This window comes from Mycobacterium sp. 236(2023), from assembly GCF_029623955.1.
GTDB lineage: Bacteria > Actinomycetota > Actinomycetes > Mycobacteriales > Mycobacteriaceae > Mycobacterium.
In genome coordinates this window covers 41,564-59,081 of the sequence record NZ_JARSBP010000011.1, presented here as the reverse complement: position 1 = coordinate 59,081, position 17,518 = coordinate 41,564, and the positions used below count along the sequence as shown (strand labels likewise).

Here is a 17,518-nt window from a genome sequence, read left to right as displayed (position 1 = left end):
CCTGACGGGCCCGCAGAGCGAGGCCCACAGGGCAGGATGAGCCCTGTGACTGGCACGCTGTTCATCGCCCGCAAGGTCATCACGATGGATGCAGACCATCCGGAGACGACGGCGGTCCTGGTCACCGACGGGCGCATCACGGCAGTCGACGAGGCCGGTGAACTCACCGAGCACTCCGTCGCGCAGATCGACACCACGTTCGCTGACGCCGTCCTGATGCCGGGCCTGATCGACCAGCACCTCCACCCAGTCCTCGGAGCGACGACGCTGGTCACCGAGGTGATCGCGACCGAGGATTGGGACCTGCCGGGCCGGTTCTGTCCGGCCGCGCGGTCACGGGACGAGTACCGGTCGCGGCTGACGGCGGCGGAGGCGGCTCTTGCGCCCGGCGAATGGCTGTTCAGCTGGGGGTACCACAAGCTGTGGCACGGCGACCTCGACCGGACCGTGCTCGACGGCATCAGTACCGTGCGGCCCATCGCGGTGTGGCAGCGCAGCTGCCACGAATGGTTCCTGAACTCGGCGGCGATCGCCGCGCTCGGCATCACGGCGGGCGGCCCGATGGTCGACCTCGATGCCGGCCACTGGTGGGAGACCGGGATGAACCAGCTGCTGCCGTCGCTGTCCCCGCACTTCTTGACCGACGAGCGGATCGCGCTGGGTCTGCGTCAGATGGTCGCCTATCTGCGCGGCAACGGGGTCACGGCGTTCAACGAGCCCGGCATCATGTGGGACCTCGAACCGTGGCCGCTGTATCAGCAGATCCTCGGCGCCGAGGAGACGCCGATGCTGTCGACGTTCCTTATGGACGCGCGCAGCCAGGCCGACTCCGGGATGGCGCCCGAGGATGCAGTGGCCGACGCGGAACGGCAGGTGGCCGGTGCCTGCGAGGGAAAGGTGCGGCTGCTGCCCAAGCAGGTGAAGCTGTTCGCCGACGGCGCGATCATCAGCCAGTTGATGCAGATGCGCGAGCCGTACCTCGACGATGATGGCCACCCCGACCTGTGCCACCACGGCGAGTGGATGATGCAGCCGGACACCTTCCGGGCCTTTGCGCGGGTCTACTGGAATGCGGGCTGGCAGTTACACATACACGTCAACGGGGATGCCGCGCTGGACCTGGTCCTCGACACGATCGAATCCTGTATGGCCGAGCACCACCGGGAAGATCACCGCACCGTCATCGTGCACTTCGCCAATTCGACCGAGGAGCAGATCGACCGGATCGCCCGGCTCGGCGCGATCGTCTCGGCGAATTCGTACTACCCCGTCGGTTTCGCAGATAAGTACGCCGAACACGGTCTTGGACGGAAGCGCGCCGACGCGATGGTGCGGGCTGCCTCAGTGCTTCGGCGCGGAATCCCGCTGTCGTTCCACTCGGACCTGCCGATGGGGCCCGCGGCGCCGTTGACGCTCGCCTGGTGCGGCGTGAATCGTCTGACACCGAGCGGACGGGTGGCCGGGCCCGAGCAACGCATCTCAGTGCACGACGCACTGCGGGCCGTCACGATCGAAGCCGCCTATTCGTGGCGCATGGAGCATGAGCTGGGCAGCATCACGCCGGGGAAAGCCGCGAACTTCACGGTGCTGGCCGAGGATCCGTACGCTGTCGAACCGGCGCGACTGAACCAGGTCGACATTCTCGGGACGGTCTACGAGGGAAGCTGGTTCCCTAGACCCCGTATTTGATGGAGAGCGCCATACCGACGATCGAGACGATCCAGATACCGGTCACGAACAGCGTCAAACGGTCGAGGTTCTTCTCGACGACGGTGGAGCCGGACAGGCTGGACTGGACGCCGCCACCGAACAGGCTGGACAGGCCGCCGCCCTTGGCGCGGTGCAGCAGAACCAGGAGCACAACCAGAACACTGGTCACGACCAGGGTGATCTGCAGAGCCAATTGCATGGGAGCTAGGTTATCAGGCTCACGGCAGCGGCTGATGTGCCGTTCACGGCAGCGGCCCGCCCGCGGCGATCGCCGACAGCGTCGCGAACTGTTCGCCGTCCAGCGACGCCCCGCCGACCAGCGCGCCGTCCACATCACCCTGGCCGACGATCTCGCCGACGTTCTTGGCGTTGACCGACCCGCCGTAGAGCACGCGGACGCCGGCGGCGATGTCAGCGGATGCCAGGTTCGCCAGCTCGTCGCGGATGGCCTTGCACACTTCCTGCGCGTCGGCGGCGCTGGCGACGCGGCCGGTACCGATCGCCCAGACGGGCTCGTAGGCGATGACGGACTGGCCGATCTGCTCGGCCGACAGACCTGCCAGCGAGGCCCGCAGCGAGTTCACGTTGAACTCGACATGGTTGCCTGCCTCGCGCACCTCGAGCTGTTCCCCGATGCAGATGATCGGCGACAGACCGTGCCTGAGCGCGGCGAGCGCCTTTGCGGCGACCAGCGCGTCGTCCTCGTGGTGATAGGTCCGCCGCTCGGAGTGGCCGACCACCGCGAACGTGCAGCCCAGCTTCGCCAGGAACGCGCCGCTGATCTCACCCGTGTAGGCGCCCGAGTCGTGCTGCGACACGTCCTGCGCGCCGTAGGTGAGCCGCAGCTTGTCGCCGTCGACGAGCGTCTGCACGCTGCGCAGATCGGTGAACGGCGGGATGACCGTCACGTCGACCCGGTCGAAGTACTTGTCCGGCAACGAGAATGCGATCTTCTGAACCAGCGCGATCGCCTCGAAATGGTTCAGGTTCATCTTCCAGTTGCCGGCGATCAGCGGCTTACGTGCCATCAGGACTCCAGTACGTCGATGCCGGGCAGGGTCTTGCCCTCAAGGTATTCCAGCGACGCGCCGCCACCGGTGGAAATGTGCGAGAAACCGTCCTCGGGCAGGCCGAGCTGGCGAACCGCCGCGGCCGAGTCGCCGCCGCCGACGACGCTGAACGCGCCCTTACCGGTAGCGCCGATGATGGCCTCGGCAATCCCCTTGGTGCCCGCGGCGAACGCCGGGAACTCGAACACGCCCATCGGGCCGTTCCAGAAGATCGTCTTCGCATTCGACAGCAGCGCGCTGAACCGCTTGACCGACTCGGGGCCGATGTCGAGGCCCATCTTGTCCGCCGGGATCTTGTCGGCGGCCACGGTCTCCGGCGGGGAGTCGGCCGCGAACTTCTCGGCGACCACGATGTCGACGGGCAGATGCAGCACGTCGCCGTAGTCGTCGAGCAGCTTGTGGCAGGTCTCGATCATGCTCTCTTCGAGCAGCGAGCTGCCCACCGAAAGACCTTGTGCAGCAAGGAACGTGAAGCACATCCCGCCACCGATGACGAGGCTGTCAGCTTTGGTCGCAAGGCTCTCGATGACGGCGAGCTTGTCCGAGACCTTCGACCCGCCGAGCACCACCGCATACGGCCGCTCCGTGGATTCGGTCAGCTGCGCCAGCACCTTGATCTCGGTGTCGACCAGCGTGCCCGCGTAGTGCGGCAGCAGCGTCGCGACGTCGTAGACCGACGCCTGCTTGCGGTGCACCACACCGAACCCGTCACTGACGAATGCGCCGTCCTCTCCGACGAGTTCGACCAGCGCCTTGGCCAGCTTGAGGCGTTCGGCGTCGTCCTTGCTGGTCTCCCGCGGATCGAAGCGGATGTTCTCCAGCAGCAGGATGTCGCCATCCGTCAGCCCTTCGGCGCGCGCGAGCGCGTCGCTGCCGACGACATCCCTGGCCAGCTGCACATGCCGTCCGAGCTTGTCCCCGAGCGCCTTTGCGACCGGCGCCAGCGAGAACTTGGGATCCGGCTCACCCTTCGGCCTCCCGAGGTGCGCGGTGACGACGACCTTCGCGCCGGCGTCACTCAATGCCTTCAACGTCGGCACCGAGGCGATGATGCGGCCGGGATCGGTGATGGTGTTCCCGTCGAGCGGGACGTTCAGGTCGGAGCGCACCAGGACGCCCCGTCCCGAAACTCCCTCTGCGAGCAGGTCTTCGAGGGATTTGATGCCCATCGCTACAGCGACTTGCCGACCAGGCCGACCAGGTCGACGAGGCGGTTGGAGTATCCCCACTCGTTGTCGTACCAAGAGACGACCTTGGCCTGGTTGTCGATGACCTTGGTCAGGCCGGAGTCGAACAGCGAGCTGTGCGGATCGGTGACGATGTCGCTCGACACGATCGGTGCGTCGTAGTACTTCAGGATGCCCTTGAGAGGCCCGTCGGCGGCGGCCTTCATCGCGGCGTTGATTTCGTCGACGGTGCCGGGCTTGGCCAGCTCGGCGGTGAGGTCGGTGACCGAACCCGTGGGGATCGGCACGCGCAGCGCGTAGCCGTCGAGCTTGCCCTTCAGCTCGGGCAGCACCAGGCCGATGGCCTTGGCCGCACCCGTGGAGGTCGGGACGATGTTGATCGCGGCGGCGCGGGCGCGGCGTAGATCGCCGTGCGGGCCGTCCTGCAGGTTCTGGTCCTGGGTGTAAGCGTGGATCGTCGTCATCAGGCCCTTGACGATGCCGAATTCGTCGTTGAGGACCTTGGCCAGCGGGCCGAGGCAGTTCGTGGTGCACGACGCGTTGGAGATGATGTTCTGGCTGCCGTCGTACTTGTCGTCGTTGACGCCGAGCACGATCGTGATGTCCTCGTCGCTGGCGGGCGCCGAGATGATGACCTTCTTGGCGCCGGCGTCGAGGTGGCCCTGGGCCTTGTCGCGCTTGGTGAAGATGCCCGTCGATTCGACGACGACGTCGACACCGAGGTCACCCCAGGGCAGCGCCGCCGGGCCTTCCTTGACCTCGAGCGCCTTGATCTTGGTGTCGCCGACGACGATGGTGTCCTCGCCTTCGAGGCTGACGTCGTAGGGCAGGCGGCCCAGGATCGAGTCGAACTTCAGCAGATGCGCCAACGTCGCGTTGGAGGTCAGGTCGTTGACCGCGATGATCTCGATATCGGTGTTCTTGCCCGCGGCCTTCTGCGCATCCAATGCACGGAAGAAGTTGCGCCCGATACGGCCGAAGCCGTTCACGCCTACCCGGATCGTCACGTCTGTCTCCTCATAGCTTGATCTCTATAGGTCGATCTCTGCGAACTGCTCGGCGACAAGCCTAGTGGTTGACCTCAAGGCCGCGCGCGGTCGCCCCACTGCAGCTAGAGCAATCCCGAGCTCTGGTCGACGTACGGATTGCCGAGCCATTTTCGCCGGAGCCGCTGGAAGGTGCCGTCCTCTTCGAGTTCGGCCTGCGCGACCTGCAGACGGGCGAGAAGCTGCTGGTCAGATTGTTTGACGGCGATCGCGATGTCCTCGACGGACAAACCCCGCTGGACGACCTCCACGCCGGGCACCGCTTTGACCAGTTCGGCGAGCGCCGGGGCGAGTTTGATGACGACGTCGCAACCGCCGGTGACCAGGTCGGCGATCGCGGTGCTGACCGCGCCGTAGTCGTAGACGCGGACGTGTTCGGCCTTGCCGTCGGCCACCAGCTGTTCGGCGAGCGGCCTGCTGGTGTTGCCGCGCTGCACACCGATCGTCAGGCCTGCCAGGTCGTCGACGGACCGCACCTCAGGCAGCCGCGACGTGTCCACCGCGAGGCCCTGCCCCGCGATCACGTACGGCGGCAGAAACGCCGCGCGCTGCTGCCGCTCCGGAGTGACGGTGGTGCCCGCGATGACGCAGTCGTAGTCGCCCGCGTCGAGTCGGTCGAAGATGCCGTCGAAGTCGGCGCCGTCATAGGCGACGAACTCGGCCTGCTCCCCGATCGCGCCGGCCAGGGCGGTCATCACGTCGATGTCGAGACCGCCCTGACCGGGCATAGCGTTGAACGGCGGATCCGGGTAGGCCACACCGACCCGTAAATCACTCATGAGGCCACGGTAGAGGTCTACTGTCCCGCCCGTGGACGACCTTGCGGATGCCGAACCTCCGCCGCGATCGGCACACACGGCGCCGATGGCGTTCCTGGCGCGGCTGGGCGCAGCGATGATCGCGGCGAACTACCCCATCGGCATGGTGCGGCGGGCGCTGTCGGCCGCGGCCGACAGGTACGGCGTGTCGCGCGAGATGCTGATCCTGCCCAACTACATCCAGCTCGGCGGCGGCGACCATGCCGAGGGCACCACGTTGCGGGTCGAGAGTGCGGAGCGCGACCTGCGCTTCGACCAGACGTTTCCGCTGTCCGCGCTTGCGGAGAAGGCCGAGCGCGGCGAGATCACCGCCGAGGAGGGGCTCGCTGAGCTCGACCGCATCGACGCGATGCGGCCGCGGTTCTCGGCGTGGGCATTCGTCCTGGGTTACACGTTGCAGAGCGCGGCGTTCGCGCTGATCCTGCAGCCGAATGTGATCGCGTTGCTCGCCGCGGTAACCCTCGGATTCGGCGTCGGGCTGCTCGGCCTGTTCGCGCGGCGCAGCGAGGCGCTGACGCAGCTGCTGCCTGTCGTCGCCGCGTTCCTGGTGGCGCTCAGCGCATTCCTGCTGGGCCGCTGGCTGCACCTGGGCGAGGGCAGTTTGCGGGCGCTGGCACCGGTGCTCGTGATGTTCCTGCCCGGTACCGCCATCACGCTGGCCGTCATCGAGCTCAGCGGGCGCGACATGATCGCGGGTTCCGCCCGACTGATCGCCGGCGGAATTCGGCTGGCGCAGCTTGCCTTTGGCATTTTGATCGCCACCCAGGTGGTCGGCCTGTCCACCGACGAGCTCAGCGTGGCGTCGGTGGACCGGTTCGGCCCGTGGTCGCCGTGGCTGGGATGTGCCCTCTACGCGGTCGGACTCTTCCTCTACCACGGCCCACCCACCCGCTTCATGCCGTGGATGCTGGTGATCCTGTTCGTCTCCTACTCGGGCCAGGTGCTGGCCAACGCCGGGCTGGGCAGCTACGCGAGCGGTTTCGGCGGAGGGCTGGCGCTGACGCTGTGCGCCCTGGTGATCGCACGCCGGCCGAACACGCCGTCGGCGGCGACGCTGCTGTTGCCGGGGTTCTGGCTTCTGGTGCCCGGTTCGCTCGGATTCATCGGCGTCACCGAGCTGATCGGCAACGACAGCGGCGGCGCCGTCGCCGTCACGCTCATCTCGATGATGTCGATCGCCCTCGGAATCCAGGCGGGACTCCTGGTGTGGGAGGCAATCCTGCAGTTGAGGTCGAGGTTTCAGCGGATACTCCCCTCATGAGCGACTGGGTGATTCCGGCGATCACCGCTTCCGCGAGCCTGCTCGGCACGACGGTTGGCGGGCTCGCGACCTACTGGACCGCGAAGAAGACGCATGAGCGTCAGAGCGTGCAGGAGGAGGACAGGCAAAGGTTCGACCTGCTGCGTGATGCGACGATCCGATTCGTCGCCGCGATGACCGAGATCTCGGTGGCCAGCGCCGGCCTCAAGCAGATCTCCGACGAATGGGCCGAGCTGACGCACAAGCTGGCCCATACCGAAGACCACGGCGAGTTCGTCGAGATGGCGCGAGAAGTCGACCCGACGATCCCCGACAACCTGAACCGCCTGGCGGTGATGTTCCGGGTCGTGCGCGTCACCGGGCTGCTCGAAGAGGACATCAAGCGCGCCATCACGCTGCTCACCGAACTGCGGCTGGTGGCACCCAGCGATATCGCCGACAGCGCACAGCGCGTGATCTATACCGCGTTCGCGCAGGAGATCACCAGTGCACTGGCAGCGGACAAGCGCAACGCGGCGACCGATGCCTTCAACCAGTCGATCAACGACTTCGTCAACCGGGTCCGCCGCTACATGCACGTCGAGGACCACGAGTTCGATCCGATCGACCGCAAGGCGCTCGACAACCTGTTCTAAGGTCAGGCGTCCTCGAGCAGATCGGGCGTCACCGCCGACTCGGTGTCGGGAATACCGTCCTGCTTGGCCTTGCGGTCGGCCATCGAAAGCAGGCGCCGAATACGGCCTGCCACAGCATCTTTGGTCATCGGCGGGTCAGCGAGGCGGCCGAGTTCCTCCAGCGAGGCCTGCCGGTGGGCGACGCGGAGGCTGCCCGCGGCCGCGAGATGGTCGGGCACGGTGTCACCGAGGATCTCTAGCGCGCGCTCGACCCGGGCGGCCGCGGCCACCGCAGCTCGCGCCGACCGGCGCAGGTTGGCGTCGTCGAAGTTGGCGAGCCGATTCGCGGTGGCGCGCACCTCGCGGCGCATGCGCCGTTCCTCCCAGGTGAGCCGCGTGTCCTGGGCACCCATCCGGGTCAGCAGAGCACCGATCGCCTCACCGTCACGAACCACGACGCGATCGCTGCCACGCACCTCGCGCGCCTTGGCGCTGACGCCGAGCCTGCGCGCCGCGCCGACCAGCGCCAGCGCCGCCTCCGGTCCGGGGCAGCTCACCTCCAGCGCCGACGATCGCCCGGGCTCGGTGAGCGAGCCGTGCGCCAAAAACGCTCCACGCCAAGCAGCTTCGGCGTCCGCGACGCTGCCACCGACAACTTGCGCGGGCAACCCGCGCACCGGGCGGCCCCGCAGGTCGAGCAGGCCGGTCTGACGGGCCAGGGCTTCTCCGTCCTTGGCGACCCGGACCACGTAGCGCGTGCTCTTGCGGATGCCGCTGGCCGACAACACGTGCACCACCGCGTTGTAGCCGTACAGGTCGTAGATGTCTTTGCGGAGGCGACGCGCGATGATGCCCAGGTCCACCTCGGCCTCGACGACGACCCGCCCGGAGACGATGTGCAGTCCCCCGGCGAAACGCAGCAGCGATGCCACCTCGGCGCGACGCGCACTCACCGAGTTGACCACCAACCGGCTGAGTTCATCCTTGACCTCGGCTGTCATCGCCACGGGTCGTCACCTCTCGGTCCGTTCGCTGTCGGGGCGGGGTTCGCTGTTGGAGCAGGGGGCGCGACGCCTCGCCTGCGGACCCCCTCCAGAGCGGCGGCCAACCTCGCCGGGTCATGTAAAGGTGTACCAGGTCTGGATACGTCAGCAAACTCAACGTGAGCATCGAGAATTGTGGCAGTCCGTCGCAGCTGTTCGCGCTCGCGATCGCTGGGGACCCGCGCCGAGTCCACGATGATGTCGTGCACCGTGAAACCCGGTGCGTGCTGCGCAAGTACGTGAATGTGGCGTTCGACGGAGAAGCCCGCCGTCTCGCCGGGTTCAGCTACCAGATTCAGCACGAGGGCGCGCCGCGCAGGCGTCGCCTGCAGGGCCTCGACCAGTTGCGGCACCAGCACGTGCGGGATGACGCTGGTGAACCAGGAGCCGGGCCCGAGGACGATGAGGTCGGCATTCATGATCGCGTCGATCGCCTGGCGCGTCGCGGGTGGATCGGCCGGCAGCAGCCGCACCCTGCGGACCTTGCCGACCGTCGTGGCGATCGCGACCTGACCGCGGATCGCCCGGCTGACACGTGGGTCGGAGTCCAGTCCGACGACGTCGGCCTCGATGCTCAGCCCGACGGGGCACATCGGTAGGACCCGGCCTTTGACGCCGAGAACCCGGCCCAACTCGTCGAGCGCGGCGACCGGGTCGGCGAGCACCTCGTTGAGTCCGGCCAGGATCAGGTTGCCGATCGGGTGACCCGCCAGCGCCCCGCTACCGCCGAAGCGATGCTGGATGATGGTCGCCCACAGCCGACCGTGAGGACTGTCGGAAGCCAACGCCGCCAACGCCATTCGAAGATCTCCGGGCGGCACGACGTCGAGCTCGCTGCGCAGACGGCCCGATGATCCGCCGTCGTCGGCGACCGTGACGATCGCGGTGACATGCGGCGTGAGCCGACGCGCCGCAGACAGCGTGGCATACAGGCCGTGCCCGCCGCCGAGTGCAACGATGCGGGTCATTCGCGACCCAGATCCCGGTGCAGCACCCGCACCGTCAGCGCCGCGTCCTGCAGTCTCTCGGCGAGCGCTTCTGCCATCGCCACGCTGCGGTGTTTACCGCCCGTGCATCCGATGGCGACCGTCATGTAGCGCTTCCCCTCCCGGCGGTATCCGTCGATCACGACGTCCAACAGCTGATGGTAGGAGTCCAGGAACTCCAGTGCGCCGGGTTGGCCGAGCACGTAGTCGCGAACCTCGGCGTGCTGGCCGGTGTGCGGGCGCAGGCTGTCCACCCAGTGCGGGTTGGGCAGGAATCGGACGTCCATCACCGTGTCGGCGTCCATCGGCAGACCGTACTTGTAACCGAAGGATTCGACGGTCACATTCGTGTGCGCGACGGTCTCCGCGGCGAAGGCCCGTTCGATGCTCTCGCGCAACCCGTGCACCGACAGCGACGACGTGTCGATCACCAGGTCGGCAGACGCCCGCACCGGTGCCAGCATCGCGCGTTCTGCCGCAATACCTTCGGCCAGAGTCTGGTTGCCCTGCAGCGGATGGCTGCGGCGGTTCTGTTCGTAGCGACGGACCAGGATGTCGTCGGACGCCTCGAGGAACAGCACCCGAGGCACGATGTTGCGAGTCGCCAATTCGGTGCGCACCCAATCGAGGTCGCCGGTGAAGCCCCGCGAACGCACATCCATGACGGCGGCGAGTTGGGTGATCCGCGATCCCGCAGCCAGGCCGAGGTCGACCATCTGGGCGATCAGCTCCGGCGGAAGGTTGTCGGCCACATACCAGCCGAGGTCTTCCAGGACCTTGGCTGCGGTCCCCCGGCCGGCACCGGACAAACCGGTGACCAGGACGACGTCTATTCCGTTGTCGAGTTCATCACCGTTGTCGAGTTCATGGTTGTCGCCGGCGCCCCCACGCAATTCCTCGTGCATCCCCTGATCCGTCATCCTGAAACTTTCGTCTGATCATCGCCGATAACGTCGGCGGACGCTTCGGTTTCGACGCCGAGCGCTTCCAGCACCGCCCGCGCCGTCGCGGCGCCGATGCCGGGTACCGAGGTGATCTCGTCGACGGAGGCCTGCTTCAGCCGCGCCAGCGAGCCGAAGTGTGTCACAAGCGCCTTCCGCCGGTGCTCCCCCAGCCCTCGCACCGAGTCCAGCGCCGAGGCGGTCATCCGCTTGGATCGCTTGCTGCGGTGGAAGCTGATCGCGAACCGGTGAGCCTCGTCGCGCACCCGCTGCAGCAGGTAAAGCCCGTCGCTGTTGCGGGGGAAGATCAGCGGGTCCACCTCGGAGGGCACCCACACCTCTTCCAGTCGCTTCGCCAGGCCGATCACCGCGACATCGGTGACACCCATGTCGTCGAGGACGGCCTGGGCGGCGTTGACCTGCGGGGCGCCGCCGTCGACCACGAACAGGTTGGGTGGGTAGGCGAACTTTCTGGGCCTACCGTCCTCGTTCGTGGGTTCTGCGGGCTCTTCGATGTCGCGCAGGTGCCGGTAAAAGCGGCGCCGGGTGACCTCGGCGATCGAGGCGACGTCGTCGGACCTGCCATCACCGGCGGCTTCCTTGATCGCGTAGTGCCGGTAGTCGGACTTGCGCGGCAAGCCGTCCTCGAACACCACCAGCGAGGCGACGACATCGGTGCCCTGCACGTGGCTGATGTCGACACACTCAATGCGCAGCGGGGCATCCTCCAGGCCCAGTGCATCCTGAATGCTCTGCAGCGCAGCGCTTCTCGCGGTGAAATCGCCGGCCCGCTTGAGCTTGTGCTGGTTCAGTGCGCCCTCGGCGTTGCGCTTGACCGTCTCCGCGAGGGCGCGCTTGTCGCCGCGCTGCGGCACCCGCACCGTCACCCGCGACCCGCGCAGTTGGGACAGCCACGTCTCCAGTTCCTGCGCGGTGTCGGGCAGGACGGGGACCAGGACCTGCTTGGGCACCGGGTTTGTCGCTTCGTCGGCGGCACCGCCCAACTCGGCCTGGTCGCCATAGAACTGCGTCAAGAATTGTTCGACGAGATACTCCAGCGTGGATTCCCCTGGTTCACCGGACTTTTCGATGACCCACCCGCGCTGGCCGCGAACCCGGCCGCCGCGCACGTGGAACACCTGGACAGCGGCTTCCAACTCGTCGTCGGCGAAGGCCACAACGTCGGCGTCGGTGCCGTCGCCGAACACGACGGTCTGTTTCTCCATCGCGCGCTTCATCGCGCCGATGTTGTCGCGCAACCGGGCCGCCCGCTCGAAGTCCAGCTCCTCGGCGGCCGCGTTCATCTGGTGTTCCATCTCACGGATCAGGCGATCCGTCTTGCCCGCGAGGAAGTCGCAGAAATCCAGCACGATCCGGCGGTGTTCCTCGGCGCTGACTCGTCCGACGCACGGCGCCGAACACTTGTCGATGTAGCCGAGCAGACAGGGCCTACCAATCTGGCTGTGCCGCTTGAAGACTCCATTCGAGCAGGTGCGCGCCGGGAACACCCGGGTCAGCAGGTCCAGCGTCTCGCGGATCGCCCAGGCATGCGAGTACGGCCCGAAGTAGCGCACCCCTTTGCGGCGCGGGCCCCGGTACACCTTGAGCCTCGGGTACTCCTCGTTGAGGGTGACCGCCAGCACCGGGTAGGACTTGTCGTCGCGGTAGCGGATGTTGAACCGCGGATCGAATTCCTTGATCCAGTTGTATTCGAGCTGCAGCGCCTCGACCTCGGTGCCGACGACCGTCCACTCCACGCTGGCCGCGGTCATCACCATCTGGCGCGTCCGCGGGGCCAGCCCCGAGAGATCGGCGAAGTACGAGTTCAGCCTGCTGCGCAGACTCTTCGCTTTACCGACGTAGATGACGCGGCCGTGCGGGTCGCGGAAACGGTAGACGCCCGGCTCGACGGGTATGGACCCGGGAGCGGGTCGGTACGTCGCTGGATCGGGCACCGTCCCAGGTTACTGCTGGGCTCCGACGGGGTAGAGCCACTACCGTGGCAGTGATGCGGGCCACCCGCCAGTTGATCGCACCCATTCTGGGACTCGTGCTGATCGTGGCGTCGTGCGCCTCGAAACCCGACACGATGATCGCCCGATCGGGACCGTGCGAGATCGTCACCAACGGCAGCCCCGACTCGAAGGAACAGGGCCGCGACGACGAGTCCGCACCCGAGACGGCCACCGGGTTCCGCACCGACATGACGGCCGTCCACACGCAGACGTTCGCCGTTGCCACCGCGAATCCGCTGTCCACCCAGGCCGCGTGCGAAGTGCTGAGCAACGGGGGCAGCGCGGCGGACGCGCTCGTCACCGCGCAAGCGGTGCTCGGCCTCGTCGAACCGCAGTCGTCGGGTATCGGCGGCGGCGGATTCCTCCTCTACTACGACGCCTCGTCCGGCGCCGTGCAGGCCTTCGACGGCCGGGAGGTCGCACCCGCCGCGGCGACCGAGAACTACCTGCGGTGGATCTCGGACACCGACCGCACCGAGCCCACGCCGGACGCCCGCTCCTCCGGCCGCTCTATCGGCGTGCCCGGCATCGTGCGGATGCTGGCCGACGTGCACGCCCAGCACGGCACGACACCGTGGCGCGACCTGTTCACGCCTGCCGTCACGCTCGCCGACGACGGGTTCGACATCAGCCCACGACTGGCCGCGGCGATCGAGGACGCCGCACCGAAGCTGCGCATCGACGAGGAGGCGGCCGCCTACTTCCTCGACCCCGACGGCAGCCCGAAAACCACAGAGACCAAACTCACCAACCCCGCTTACGCAAAGACCCTGGGCGCCATCGCAACTGACCCCAACGCCTTCTACACCGGCCCGATCGCGCAGAACATCGTTGCCGAGGCCGCCGACGTCTCCGGCGGGCGCACCCCGAGCCTGATGACGGTCGACGACCTCGCGGGCTACACCGCCAAGCTGCGCGAACCGCTGTGCATGCCGTACCGCGGCAAGGAGATCTGCGGGATGCCACCGCCATCGTCGGGCGGTATCGCGGTCGCGGCCACGCTCGGCATGCTCGAACACTTCCCGATGAACGAGCACAAGCCCACCGACGTCGACCGCAACGGTGGACGTCCGGCCGTCATGGGCGTGCACCTGATCTCCGAAGCCGAGCGGCTGGCATACGCCGACAGGGACCGCTACGTCGCCGACACCGATTTCGTTGCGCTGCCGGGCGGTTCGCCCGAGACCCTCCTCGGCAGTGACTACCTGGCCGGCCGGGCGGCACTCATCTCCCCCGACCGGACGATGGGGACGGCGAAACCCGGCGAGTTCGGGCCGCCGGCCGCGCCGGTCGCCCCGCCGCCCGAACACGGCACCAGCCACATCAGCGTCGTCGACAAACAGGGCAACGCCGCATCGCTGACGACGACCATCGAGTCCGCGTTCGGGTCGTTCCACATGGTCGACGGTTTCCTGCTGAACAACCAGCTGACCGATTTCTCCGCCGAACCGGTGGGGCCCGACGGGGTTCCCGTCGCCAACCGGGTGGAACCGAACAAGCGCCCGAGAAGCACGATGGCGCCGACACTGGTCTTCGAATCCGGCGCGCCGGGGACACCGCGTCAGCTCTACGCCGTCGCCGGTTCACCCGGCGGGGGCACGATCATCCAGTTCGTCGTCAAAACCCTGGTGGGAATGCTCGATTGGGGCCTCGATCCGCAGCAGGCGGTGTCGATGGTCGACTTCGGCGCCGACAATTCACCGGAAACCAATGTGGGAGGCGAACATCCGGTGATCGACACGTCGGATGACGGCAGCAACGACCCGCTGGTGCAGGGACTCCGCGAGTTGGGTCACAAGGTCGACCTGGCCGATCAGTCGAGCGGACTGTCCGCGATCGTGCGGGCCGCACCCGGGTGGACCGGTGGCGCCGACCCCCGCCGCGAGGGCGCGGTCATGGGCGATGCGAAGTGATTCCGGGCTGCTGACTCTGGTAGCGCCGAAGGAGCGTGCGCACCTGATCCATCGACTCGACTGCGCGCGCCTTGTCGACAGCCTGGATCGCCATCACGGCGACATATTCGTCGTCGGGAAGGTCCAGCCGTGCCCAGCGCGCCCCTTCGTGGAACGAGACGTCGACGACTTCGTCCCACGGAAAAAGCCGGTAGGTGAACAGATTTCGCACCGCGACACCCGACGGGCCGACGCGCAGCCGGGGCCGTGCGAACAAGGACACGAAGATTCCGATGACGACCCCGACCATCGCGATCGCGACCTGGTCCCAAGTCCGGAACACGACTCCGGTCGAGCCGATCTTCAGCAGGAAGCCGACCACGATGTGCGCGGCGATGATCAAAGCCGCTGCACCCCAGGCGAAATACGGCGTCAGGTGCGGTTTGACCACGAGTTCCCACTCGCGCTGCGCACTCATGAGTTCAGCGAACGCAGCGTCAACGCAGTCGACAGCGCCGCAGCGGCCGCCTGAGCGCCCTTGTCCTCGGCGGAATTCGGCAGCCCGGCGCGGTCCAGCGCCTGATGTTCGGAATTGGTGGTCAGCACGCCGTTGGCGACCGGTGTCGACTCATCGAGCGACACCCGGGTCAACCCCTGCGTGACGGCGTCGCACACATAGTCGAAATGCGGTGTCTCGCCGCGGATCACCACACCCAACGCCACCACCGCGTCATGGGTCCGGGCCAAGGCCTGGGCGACGACCGGAATCTCGATCGCGCCGAGCACCCGGACGACGGTCGGGGCGGCGATCCCCGCGTCGGCCGCCGTCTTCTTGGCGCCGTCGAGCAGCGCGTCGCAGATCGTCGTGTGCCATGTGCTCGCCACGATGCCCAGCGTGACGTCCTTGGCGTCGAGCTCCGGCAGGTCGGGAACGCCGGTTCCGCTCATTTCTCCGCTCCGCTACGGGCACTCATACCGCGCCGCCGAACTCGCCGGGCACAGCCTCGTCGAAGTCTTCGAGACCGACGAGATCGTGCCCCATCCGGTCGCGCTTGGTCATCAGGTATCGGATGTTCTCCGCGTTGGCCCGCACCGGAAGCGGCACGCGCTCGATGATGTGCAGCCCGTAGCCGTCGAGACCGACCCGCTTGGCGGGGTTGTTGGTCAGCAGACGCATCGACCGCACACCGAGATCGACGAGGATCTGGGCGCCGATGCCGTAGTCGCGGGCGTCTGCGGGCAGCCCCAGCTTCAGGTTGGCGTCGACGGTGTCGTCGCCGGCGTCCTGTAATTGGTAGGCCTGCAGCTTGTGCATCAGTCCGATACCGCGGCCTTCGTGGCCGCGCATGTAGAGCACGACGCCGCGCCCCTCGCGCGCCACCATCGCCAGGGCCGCGTCCAGCTGCGGGCCGCAGTCGCAGCGCCGCGAACCGAACACGTCGCCGGTGAGGCATTCCGAGTGCACGCGCACCAGCACGTCGTGGCCGTCGCTGTGCGGGCCGGACAGCTCGCCCTTGACCAGCGCGACGTGTTCGACGTCCTCGTAGATGCTGGTGTAGCCGACCGCGCGGAACTCGCCGTGCCGGGTCGGGATGCGGGCCTCGGCGACGCGGGCGATGTGCTTCTCGTGCTTGCGCCGCCACTCGATCAGATCGGCGATCGAGATCAGCGCCAGATCGTGCTCGTCGGCAAAGATGCGCAGCTCATCGGTCTGCGCCATCTCGCCTTCGTCCTTCTGGCTGACGATCTCGCAGATCGCGCCCGCCGGCTGCAATCCTGCGAGCCGGGCCAGGTCGACGGCAGCCTCGGTGTGACCCGGCCTGCGCAGCACTCCGCCGTCCTTGGCGCGCAACGGAACCACGTGACCCGGCTTGGTGAAGTCGTCGGCAACCGCGTCCGGATCGGCGAGCAGACGCATGGTCTTCGCTCGGTCCGACGCCGAAATGCCCGTTCCGACATCCTTTTTCGCGTCCACCGTGACCGTATAGGCGGTGCCGTGCTTGTCCTGGTTGACCGCGTACATCGGCAGCAGGCCGAGCTTGTCGCAGATCTCCCCGTCCAACGGCACACACAGGTAGCCCGACGTGTAGCGGACCATGAACGCCACAAGTTCCGGCGTCGCCTTCTCGGCGGCGAAGATCAGGTCGCCCTCGTTCTCACGATCCTCGTCGTCGATGACGACCACGGCCTTGCCTGCGGCGATGTCGGCCACAGCGCGCTCGACCGAATCCAGCCTCGTCATCCTCACCACCCTTGCCGGTGCCGGCCACGCCGGAACCACGTGTCAATACCCACCAGTATGAACCACGCAAGGATGCCGGTTATTGCCCGCCGGTCAGGCCTTGTCCCCGAGTAACCGCTCCACGTATTTCGCGATGACATCGACCTCGAGGTTGACCGGCGACCCGACCTCCGCTTGCCCCAGCGTGGTCATCTGCAGCGTCGTCGGGATCAGCGAGACCTCGAACCAGTCGGGGCCGAGCCCAGAGACCGTCAACGAAATCCCGTCGACGGTGATCGAGCCCTTCTCCACCACGTAGCGCGACAACGCGATCGGCAGCGAGATCCGCACCACTTCCCAGTTTTCGGACGGCGACCGCGAGATCACGAACCCGGTGTCGTCGACGTGGCCCTGCACGATGTGACCGCCCAGCCGGCTGTTGAGGGCCGCGGCGCGTTCCAGATTCACCCGCGATCCGACGTCGACCTTGGCCAGGCTGGAGCGCTCGAGCGTCTCGGCCATCACATCGGCGCTGAACGATCCGTCGGCGAGGACGTCGACGACTGTCAGACAGACACCGTTGACCGCGATCGAATCCCCATGGCCCGCATCGGCAGTCACCACCGGTCCGCGGATGACGAACCGAGCGGCATCCGCCAGCTCCTCCTTGCCGACGACTTCGCCCAGCTCTTCGACGATTCCGGTGAACACGTC

General features: G+C 67.3%; 17 protein-coding genes. 4 read left to right on the top strand and 13 right to left on the bottom strand.

Annotated features, from left to right (window positions below; translation table 11 throughout):
* Positions 1 to 45 precede the first annotated feature (45 nt).
* Complete coding sequence (locus tag P9A17_RS30555) at positions 46 to 1,689, top strand: amidohydrolase (RefSeq protein WP_278042550.1); 1,644 nt, start codon at positions 46 to 48, stop codon at positions 1,687 to 1,689.
* Here P9A17_RS30555 and secG read toward each other — a convergent pair.
* From secG to P9A17_RS30530, 5 genes are all read right to left on the bottom strand, one after another.
* Positions 1,673 to 1,909, bottom strand: coding sequence for a preprotein translocase subunit SecG (gene secG / locus P9A17_RS30550; protein WP_278042548.1), 237 nt, complete (start codon positions 1,907 to 1,909; stop codon positions 1,673 to 1,675). The two genes, P9A17_RS30555 and secG, sit on opposite strands and share 17 nt — an antisense overlap.
* Before the next feature lie 43 nt (positions 1,910 to 1,952).
* Positions 1,953 to 2,738, bottom strand: coding sequence for a triose-phosphate isomerase (gene tpiA / locus P9A17_RS30545; RefSeq protein WP_278042546.1), 786 nt, complete (start codon positions 2,736 to 2,738; stop codon positions 1,953 to 1,955).
* Complete coding sequence (locus tag P9A17_RS30540) at positions 2,738 to 3,949, bottom strand: phosphoglycerate kinase (RefSeq protein WP_278042545.1); 1,212 nt, start codon at positions 3,947 to 3,949, stop codon at positions 2,738 to 2,740. The genes tpiA and P9A17_RS30540 overlap by 1 nt, the downstream gene beginning before the upstream one ends.
* Before the next feature lie 2 nt (positions 3,950 to 3,951).
* Positions 3,952 to 4,974 (bottom strand): type I glyceraldehyde-3-phosphate dehydrogenase, encoded by a 1,023-nt coding sequence (gene gap, locus P9A17_RS30535; RefSeq protein ID WP_278042544.1) that lies wholly within the window; start codon positions 4,972 to 4,974, stop codon positions 3,952 to 3,954.
* 104 nt (positions 4,975 to 5,078) lie between these two features.
* On the bottom strand, positions 5,079 to 5,792 hold the full coding sequence (locus tag P9A17_RS30530; protein WP_278042543.1) for an ABC transporter substrate-binding protein: 714 nt from the start codon (positions 5,790 to 5,792) through the stop codon (positions 5,079 to 5,081).
* A 31-nt stretch (positions 5,793 to 5,823) separates the two neighbouring features.
* Here P9A17_RS30530 and P9A17_RS30525 point away from each other — a divergent pair, with 31 nt between their 5' ends.
* Entirely contained in the window at positions 5,824 to 7,092 is a 1,269-nt protein-coding gene (locus P9A17_RS30525) for a threonine/serine exporter family protein (RefSeq protein ID WP_278042542.1), read from the top strand.
* Positions 7,089 to 7,727, top strand: a complete 639-nt coding sequence (locus P9A17_RS30520; RefSeq protein ID WP_278042541.1) for a hypothetical protein — start codon at positions 7,089 to 7,091, stop codon at positions 7,725 to 7,727. The genes P9A17_RS30525 and P9A17_RS30520 overlap by 4 nt, the downstream gene beginning before the upstream one ends.
* A gap of 2 nt (positions 7,728 to 7,729) precedes the next feature.
* On the opposite strand, the gene whiA is transcribed toward P9A17_RS30520, so the two are convergent.
* Genes whiA through uvrC form a run of 4 tightly spaced genes read right to left on the bottom strand, consistent with a single transcriptional unit; the run spans position 7,730 to position 12,631 of the window.
* A complete protein-coding gene (gene whiA / locus P9A17_RS30515; RefSeq protein WP_085980881.1) occupies positions 7,730 to 8,707 on the bottom strand; it encodes a DNA-binding protein WhiA in 978 nt (325 codons plus the stop codon).
* Complete coding sequence (gene yvcK, locus P9A17_RS30510) at positions 8,704 to 9,717, bottom strand: uridine diphosphate-N-acetylglucosamine-binding protein YvcK (RefSeq protein WP_278042540.1); 1,014 nt, start codon at positions 9,715 to 9,717, stop codon at positions 8,704 to 8,706. Before yvcK ends, whiA begins: the two co-directional genes overlap by 4 nt.
* Positions 9,714 to 10,655 (bottom strand): RNase adapter RapZ, encoded by a 942-nt coding sequence (gene rapZ / locus P9A17_RS30505; protein ID WP_278042539.1) that lies wholly within the window; start codon positions 10,653 to 10,655, stop codon positions 9,714 to 9,716. The genes yvcK and rapZ overlap by 4 nt, the downstream gene beginning before the upstream one ends.
* The gene (gene uvrC, locus P9A17_RS30500) at positions 10,652 to 12,631 is read right to left on the bottom strand and encodes an excinuclease ABC subunit UvrC (RefSeq protein WP_278042538.1); all 1,980 of its coding nucleotides are present in this window, start codon (positions 12,629 to 12,631) and stop codon (positions 10,652 to 10,654) included. Before uvrC ends, rapZ begins: the two co-directional genes overlap by 4 nt.
* Before the next feature lie 53 nt (positions 12,632 to 12,684).
* Here uvrC and P9A17_RS30495 point away from each other — a divergent pair, with 53 nt between their 5' ends.
* Entirely contained in the window at positions 12,685 to 14,604 is a 1,920-nt protein-coding gene (locus P9A17_RS30495; protein WP_278042537.1) for a gamma-glutamyltransferase family protein, read from the top strand.
* Here P9A17_RS30495 and P9A17_RS30490 read toward each other — a convergent pair.
* The 4 genes from P9A17_RS30490 to P9A17_RS30475 form a co-directional block, all read right to left on the bottom strand.
* The gene (locus P9A17_RS30490) at positions 14,585 to 15,061 is read right to left on the bottom strand and encodes a PH domain-containing protein (RefSeq protein WP_278042535.1); all 477 of its coding nucleotides are present in this window, start codon (positions 15,059 to 15,061) and stop codon (positions 14,585 to 14,587) included. The genes P9A17_RS30495 and P9A17_RS30490 overlap by 20 nt on opposite strands.
* Positions 15,058 to 15,531, bottom strand: a complete 474-nt coding sequence (gene ribH / locus P9A17_RS30485; RefSeq protein WP_278042534.1) for a 6,7-dimethyl-8-ribityllumazine synthase — start codon at positions 15,529 to 15,531, stop codon at positions 15,058 to 15,060. The genes P9A17_RS30490 and ribH overlap by 4 nt, the downstream gene beginning before the upstream one ends.
* A gap of 22 nt (positions 15,532 to 15,553) precedes the next feature.
* Complete coding sequence (locus tag P9A17_RS30480) at positions 15,554 to 16,825, bottom strand: bifunctional 3,4-dihydroxy-2-butanone-4-phosphate synthase/GTP cyclohydrolase II (protein ID WP_278042533.1); 1,272 nt, start codon at positions 16,823 to 16,825, stop codon at positions 15,554 to 15,556.
* 93 nt (positions 16,826 to 16,918) lie between these two features.
* Positions 16,919 to 17,515, bottom strand: a complete 597-nt coding sequence (locus P9A17_RS30475; RefSeq protein WP_278042532.1) for a riboflavin synthase — start codon at positions 17,513 to 17,515, stop codon at positions 16,919 to 16,921.
* Positions 17,516 to 17,518: the final 3 nt, after the last annotated feature.